This window comes from Arcicella aquatica (genome assembly GCF_034928825.1).
GTDB lineage: Bacteria > Bacteroidota > Bacteroidia > Cytophagales > Spirosomataceae > Arcicella > Arcicella aquatica.
This window is the reverse complement of sequence record NZ_JAYFUL010000086.1, coordinates 1-8046: the sequence shown is the minus strand read 5'-3', so window position 1 is coordinate 8046 and position 8046 is coordinate 1. Positions and strand designations below refer to the sequence as shown.

Annotated in this window: 3 protein-coding genes; 2 read left to right on the top strand and 1 reads right to left on the bottom strand. The window is 35.5% G+C overall.

Annotated elements, in window-relative coordinates; genetic code table 11:
* Positions 1 to 297 precede the first annotated feature (297 nt).
* Positions 298 to 2022, bottom strand: coding sequence for a M3 family oligoendopeptidase (locus tag VB264_RS24745; RefSeq protein WP_323254066.1), 1725 nt, complete (start codon positions 2020 to 2022; stop codon positions 298 to 300).
* Positions 2023 to 2204: 182 nt separating this feature from the next.
* Between VB264_RS24745 and recQ the strand changes: the two genes are divergently transcribed.
* Both recQ and VB264_RS24735 read left to right on the top strand, forming a co-directional pair.
* Positions 2205 to 4349, top strand: a complete 2145-nt coding sequence (recQ, locus tag VB264_RS24740) for a DNA helicase RecQ (RefSeq protein WP_323254063.1) — start codon at positions 2205 to 2207, stop codon at positions 4347 to 4349.
* A gap of 596 nt (positions 4350 to 4945) precedes the next feature.
* On the top strand, positions 4946 to 7837 hold the full coding sequence (locus VB264_RS24735; RefSeq protein WP_323254062.1) for a PAS domain-containing hybrid sensor histidine kinase/response regulator: 2892 nt from the start codon (positions 4946 to 4948) through the stop codon (positions 7835 to 7837).
* The last annotated feature ends 209 nt before the right edge of the window (positions 7838 to 8046 follow it).

Sequence of the window (8046 nt, the reverse complement as noted above, 5' to 3'; positions counted from 1 at the left end):
TCTAGCAGAAACAAAATACATAAAAACCCCGAAAATTGCCAGTATTGACACTTTTTCGGGGTTGTTTTATTTATAACGTGTTGATTGTTAGATAATTAAAACCATAAAGGAAAGCCTAAATATTACTGTTAGATTCAATATCAAAAGATAAAATACTAGCTATCAACGTCTTACTTTTCTTGTCTTGATATAAGAAAAGTAACAAAAGAAAATCAAGAAATTCCGAAACTCGCTTCGCTCAAACAGCGGAATTTCGGAAAAATCTAGCAATCAGATTAAGTATGAAAATTGTATTTCTTACTTTTTCAATATAGCTAATTCTGCCTGCACGAAATCCATCAGCGAAGCAATATGTTCTTTTGAAAAATCAAAAGGAATATTGGCTGCTTCATAAATCTCACGCATTGGTTTCGTATAACCCAATTTCAAGGCATTCAAATATCCTTCCAAGCCTTTTTCTGGATTCTCCTTATAGTTTTTCCATACGCCAATTGCGCCTAACTGTGCAATACCATATTCGATATAATAAAAAGGCAATTCAAAAATATGTAACTGACGGTGCCACATCCACGATTTATAATTTTCTAAGCCAGACCAATCCGTTACAGAATCAGTAAATTTTTCATAGATATTAACCCAAGCTTTGGTACGCTCTTCAACCGTATGCGTTGGGTTTTCATAAATCCAATGCTGGAATTTATCAACCGTTGCTACCCACGGAAGTGTACTGATGATGTCTTCTAAGTGTTGGATTTTAGCACGCTTTAACTCCTCCTCGTTATCAAAATACACATTCCAGAAATCCATCGAAATCAGTTCCATCGACATCGAAGCTAATTCTGCTACCTCTGAAGGGAAATTACGGAAAGTATTCAACATCAAATCTTTCGTCACGATAGAATGCACCGCATGACCACCCTCATGAAGCATCGTAATTACGTCACGCATCAATGATGAGGCATTCATAAAAATGAATGGGAAACCTGTTTCCTCTAATGGATAATTATATCCTCCAGGTGCTTTGCCAACTCTTGATTCTAAATCCAAACGCCCCATTCCTTTCATAATGGTCAGGCATTCGCCCAAGAATGGGTCTAATTGCGTAAAACACTCAATGGTTTTATTCAATAAATCTTCGCCTCCTTTAAAAGGATGTAACGCTGGGCGACCTTTTGCATCAACGGCTTTGTCCCAAGGACGTAATTCGCTAACAGCTAAAGCACTTTTTCTTTCCTTCGCTAAATTGTTTAACATTGGAACAAGGGTTTCAGCTACAGCATCATGGAAATTAAAGCAATCGGCAGTTGTGTAATCAAAACGTTTTAATGCGGCAAAAGAATAATCACGATAATTTTCAAACCCCGCATTCAAGGCAATCTGATGACGCAAAGCCGTCAATTTATTAAAAAGCTCGTCCAGCTTCTCATGGTCTTGAAAACGGCGTTCTTGTATTTTTCTATAAACAGATTCTCTTAAAGAACGGTCGGTATTTTCCAAGAAAACTCCTGCTTGTTGCAAAGTTTTAGTTTGTCCGTCCAACTCAACCGTCATCGCTCCTACTATCGCTTGGTATTGGCTAGAAAGGTTCTGGATTTCAGTAAACAACGTGATGTTTTCATTTCTGAAAATTTCAGTCGATTTCTTCATTCCTCTAATGGTAATGTCAAAACCTGTATCAGTCAATTCATCCAGAAATGGACTTTCCAACGTCTTTTTATTCAAAACATCGTCGTATTCAGCCAAATGAGGTTGTATTTCGGTCACAAAATGATCAAAATTTGCTTTGATTTCTTTGTCGCCCGTATCGCAAGTCATTTTGATATAACGCCAAGCAAAGTTTTCAGAAAGGTAGCTTTCTAATTCAGAACGATCAGTGAAAAACTTCCGTAAATCTTCTGCATTATTAATAGTACGCTCTACTAAATTATCAAATAAAGGTTTTACACTCTCCCAAGTGCTTAATTGAAAATCTGCCGTTAAAAATTTACGGATTGGTGGATTAATGTTTATGGATTTTGTCATTTTATTTTAATCAAAGAAGGAGGTAGCTATTTATTAGATTTCAAGCTACTCGTATGTTAAATTTTGTTTATCAAAAGTAATAGAACTTTGTTTCATTGCCCTAATCTTAAGCAAAAATCACTTGAAAAATGTAAATTGCATAAAAATGCCATTTAAACAACTCCTACGTTCGGTAAAAATTCATGTCACTCACCAAAGAACAAGTCCTTAAGCAATATTACGGCTACAATGCCTTCAGACCATTACAATCAGATATTATTGACTGGGTCCTTTATGGCCAAGATGCAATGGTATTGATGCCGACGGGCGGTGGAAAATCATTATGTTTTCAGATTCCAGCCTTGATGATGCAAGGCTTAACCTTAGTGATTTCTCCATTAATTGCCTTAATGCACGACCAAGTGCAAGCTTTAAAGGCTAATGGCATTGCGGCGGAGTATGTGAATTCATCCCTAACCACACAAGAACAAAGCAGTATAGAACGCCAATGCAGAAATGGCGAGCTAAAACTATTATATATTTCTCCTGAGAAACTCTTTACACAAGGATATTTAGAATGGGTGGTTTCATTAAATATAAGCCTGTTTGCCATTGACGAATCGCATTGCGTTTCTACATGGGGGCATGATTTCAGACCAGAATACACCAAACTGAATGTATTAAAAAAAGCATTACCGAATGTACCAATGATTGCTTTAACGGCCACTGCCGACAAAGTGACTCGTAAAGACATCTTAGCTCAATTGGGCATTCCCGATGCCAAAGTTTTCATTTCTTCTTTTGATAGACCCAATCTTTCGCTTGCTGTACAAGCAGGGAGAAATCGTGTTAAAATTATTCAAAACTTTATTGCAGAGCATCCTCGGCAATGTGGTATCATTTACTGTCTGAGTAGAAAAAACACTGAATCCGTAGCCGAAGCCTTACAAAAAGTAGGCATTAATGCTAAGTGTTATCATGCAGGAATGCCTGCCAATGAGCGTTCTACCGTGCAAAATCAATTTATTCAAGATGACATTCAGGTAATAGTAGCGACTATTGCTTTTGGGATGGGAATTGATAAATCTAATGTACGTTGGGTAATCCATTATTCGATGCCATCCAATGTAGAAAGTTTTTATCAGGAAATTGGTCGTGCTGGGCGTGATGGACTGAAGTCGGACACTTTGCTTTTCTATTCTTACAATGACTTATTGGTCAGGAAAGATATGATTGCTACTTCGGAATTGCCTGCTGAGATGAAAGAAGTACAAGTAGCCAAAGTAGAGCGGATGAAACAATATGCTGAAGCAGAAATTTGTAGGCGACGCATCCTTTTGAGCTATTTTAACGAAGAGGTTACAACTGATTGTGGCAACTGTGATGTTTGTAAAAATCCACCGATTAGGTTTGATGCTACATTAATAGCCCAAAAAGCCCTTTCGGCCATCGCCCGTACAGGTGAAAACATCGCTATGAGTATGTTGATTGATATTCTAAGAGGGGCCAATAACAGAAGAATTATTGAGCATAAATACCATGAAATCAAAACTTTTGGAGCAGGAAAAGAGTTAAAAGCAGATGAGTGGGCTGATTATTTACAACAGATGCTAAATTCGGGCGTCATGGATATTGCTTATGACGAAGCCCATGCTTACAAGCTCAATAAGGCATCGTGGGCTATCTTAAAAGAAGGCAGAAAAGTACAATTGGTACGTTATAGACCTTTTGAAGAAAAACAAGCCGAACGCGAAGCTAATATACCAAAAGAGAAAAGTAAAAAAGAGGTTATTAAAGATGCGTTGTTTGAGCGTTTGAGAGTACTAAGAAAACAAATAGCAGATGATAGAAACATTCCGCCATTTGTAGTTTTCTCTGATGCGACGCTATCAGATATGGCGCAGAAAAAACCTCTTACTCAATTAGAAATTATGAATGTTTCGGGAGTAGGTGAACAGAAATATCGACAATATGGAGAAGCTTTCTTACTGGAAATCAGAAATTTTCTGAAAACTATTCCAAAAGGTAGCCATGCTACAGGCATCGATACCCATCATTACACTTTTCAATTGTATAAAGAAGGATTTTCGGTAGAAGAAATTGCTGAACAACGAAATTTGAATCCTGTTACTATTTTTTCACATCTTGCCAAATTGTATGAAGACGGAGAAAACATTGATATTTCAGCCTTCATCACCCAAGCTGAATATGAACAAATTATGGGAGCAGCCAAAGTAATGAATGTGAAAAAAGGCGACCCTGTAAAACCTTTATTTGAAGCAATGGATGCAAAGTATGAATATCATAAGATAAGAATAGCACTTTTAATGGCAGAAAAGGCAAAATAAAAAAGCTATTATCAAGATATTTTTATAAAAAATAAAACTTTAATATTAATTTGTATAATTATTGTACTTACACATATTTTTAACAAAAAAAATGCTAAATTTCATTGTAATTAAAAGATAATTATGAGCCAGTTTTAGAAAAACTAGTTAGAACATTTATTTTGTTTTCAACAAGTAGCTTTATATTATCATGATTTCAAATCATTTGAAAGTTTTTTAGCTATCAAATTTAACACTTGGCTGTTTTTGCACCATCCAACATCCTTAGAATACTTACTACCATTTGGCGACATACGAAATATCTATAAGCTTCATTATCTCATTTATGTCTCACTTCTTGAGTTTATAAAAATCTTATGGTTTCTTATTTTAGTTTTTATAGTATATATTCTAAACTTCATTTACTCCTAAAAAAATAAGTATTTAGTAACATTAACCTTTTAAAAATTCATTGAAAAGTATGTTTAAAACTTCAACCTAAATTTTTTATAGAAAAAACAATATTTTTTCTATAAAATTTAATATTTTGGCATAATTTATGATTAAAACATCCTTGCGGAGGGTTGAAGAAAACTTTTAGATTTTTTAATATTGATATGGAAGAAATAGAAAAGCTCAAACGCCAAATAGAGCTAGAAAAACAAGCTCACCAACAAACCGAGAATATCTTGGAGCAAAAGGCTTTGGCACTCTACGAGACCACCGTACAATTACAACACCTAAACCAGGATCTTGAACAAAAAGTGAGATATACTGCTGATGAATTACAAAGAACTGAAAAAAAATACCGCCATTTAATAGATTCTATTCAAGATATTATCTATAAAGTATCGGTAGATGGCATCTTTACTTATGTTAACCCCGTTGTTAAAGAAAGATTAGGCTTTACTGAAGATGAAATTATTGGTAAACATTTCACTTCTTTAGTTTTGCCAAACTATCAGGAATCACACATTGATTTTTATACAGAAATGATTCTAAATGGGAAAGAAAGTACCTATAATGAATTTCCAATAAAATCAAAACGTGGTCAAATCGTTTGGATTGGTCAGAATGTTAGACGTATTGAAAACGACGATAAAACGGTAGAACTGGTTGCCGTTGCCCGTGATATTACAGAACGTAAAAGAACAGAGGATACCCTAAGAGCTACTCAGGCTCGATTTGGGGACTTGATTTCAAACTTACAAAAAGGGGTTTTAGTTGAAGATGAAAATCATAAAATTGTTTTGACAAACCAACTTTTTTGTGATTTGTTCAAAATCAATATGTCCCCCAACGAACTGACAGGGATAGACTGCCTTTCGCTAGTTGATGACGTAAAAAAGTTATTTAAAGACCCCGAAGAATTTGTTACAAGGATTGGTGAGATTTTGACTAAAAGAGAAATAGTTGTTGATGAACAAATTGAAATGCTTGACGGAAGAATCTTGGAAAGAAACTATATTCCTATCTTTCTTGAAGGTCAATACAAAGGGCACTTATTCAACTATTCCGACGTAACTGATAAATATTTAGCACATGAGCAACTTCGTAAAAGTGAAGAAAAGTATAGAGGTATTTTAGATAATATGGAATTAGGCTTGTTGGAAGTTGATAATAACCATACAATCCTAAGAGCCTATGACCGTTTCTGCGAAATGTTGGGCTATACCAATGAAGAACTTGTTGGGCAAAATGCCAAGGAATTATTTTTACCAGAAGCTGAAACAGAAATCGTTGACGAGCGTCAAGAAGAAAGAGAAAAAGGAGAAGCAAGCTCGTATGAATTATCCTTAATTAAAAAAGACGGAACGCCTATCTGGGTATTAATTAGCGGTGCGCCTATCATGGATGAACATGGCGAGGTAGTGGCCTCTATGGGCATACATTATGATATTACTGAAAGAAAGCTCCTTGAACAAGAACTAGCAAAAGCGAAAGTGATTGCTGAAGAGGCCAGACAAGCTGAAAAGCAATTCTTGGCAAATATGAGCCATGAAATTCGCACGCCTCTGAATGCGATTATTGGTATGACTCACTTGATGTTTGATACTCACCCAACAAATGAACAATTTGAATACTTGGATATTTTGAAAACATCTGCTGATTTTTTACATAGCCTTATTTCAGATTTATTAGACATGGCAAAAATAGAGGCTGGAAGAATAGAGATACATAAGCACCCTTTTGAATTGGTCGGATTACTCCGTACTATCCAGAGGGTTTTCCAAATAAAACTTGATAGTAGTCCCGTAGAAATCAATTTATTGACCGATGTAAAAATAAGTGGCAACTATTTAGGCGATGATTTATTGCTGAACCAAATATTGTTGAATATCATAGGCAATGCTGAAAAGTTTACAGAACAAGGAAGCATTGATGTGATGGTAAAACTTCAAAGGGAAGAGCTAGATACTTGTTGGATTGAATTCAAGATTTCGGATACGGGTATTGGTATTCCTGAAAATAAATTAGATTTAATCTTCCAGAAATTTAAACAAGTAGATTCTGAACAAGGACATAAACATAAAGGGACAGGACTGGGTCTAGCCATTACGAAACAACTAGTAGAGCTACAAGGCGGAACCATCGAGGTGAAGAGTAGAGAAGGAGAAGGAACTACTTTTATTGTTACTTTACCTTTCCAAAAGGCTAAGACTGAAGTCATCAAAAATAATCATGTCATTAAGGAAGCGAGCAGTAACCTAGCGTCGTGCAAGGTACTCGTTGCTGAAGATAATGCCATGAATCAGAAATACATCAGTAGCTTATTAAACAAATGGCATTTTACTTACGCCATCGCTTCTGACGGAAGGAAAGCTGTTGAAAAAGCTAAAAAAGAACAGTTTGATATTATTTTGATGGATATCCAAATGCCAAATATGGATGGATACGAAGCCACAATTAAGATTCGAAATACTCAAAACATTAATCAAAATACTCCTATTATTGCCTTAACGGCTTCGGCAATGCTTGACCAGAAAAATAAAGCATTTGAAGTAGGAATGAATAATTTTGTGACTAAGCCTTTTTCTCCGAATCACTTATTGAGTGTCATTCAGAATTATGTAGGTACAAAATCTGATCATGCTGTTCTTGTACCCGAAGAGCCCTCTCCTAGTACTAGTAGCAATGATTATAACAACGACATTACTCTTCTTGATAAGAACCGTTTAGAAGACCTTTACGGAGAGGACAAAGAATATGCAGCGGATATTTTTCAGACATTCCTTGAGGATGTACTACCAGATTTCAATGAATTTCCGGATTTGATTCATCAACAAAAGTGGGAGGAGTTAAGAATACTTACACATAAATTAAAGCCAAGCTTAGGAATGGTAGGATTAACTGAGTTAGAAAGGTATTTGATTATGATGGAAAAGAAAATCAAAGATGACCCAGAATATGAAGGAATCTTGGCACATTGGAATACTTTTCAGATTAAATTAAGCGAAAGTATCCCCGTATTGAAAGTAGAATTAAATAAGCTTCAAGCCGCTTTATAAAAACTATCTTAACATGAGTCATCCCGAATTTTAAAATCACAAAAAAGCGGTCGAAAAACTAATTTCGACCGCTTTTTTATGATTGATGAACAACGAATTCCTACTGTTTGAGCGGAGCGAGTCGGTTCGCCGATGCGATTAGGAATTCTTGATTTTCTTTTGCGGTCCGCCGCGCGGTTACTTTTCTTTCATCAAGGAAAGAAAAGTAA

Bases quoted from the DNA above. Each gene is read 5' to 3' on its own strand.
- VB264_RS24745 (WP_323254066.1), bottom strand. From the start codon at position 2,022: ATGACAAAATCCATAAACATTAATCCACCAATCCGTAAATTTTTAACG.
- recQ (WP_323254063.1), top strand. From the start codon at position 2,205: ATGTCACTCACCAAAGAACAAGTCCTTAAGCAATATTACGGCTACAAT.
- VB264_RS24735 (WP_323254062.1), top strand. From the start codon at position 4,946: ATGGAAGAAATAGAAAAGCTCAAACGCCAAATAGAGCTAGAAAAACAA.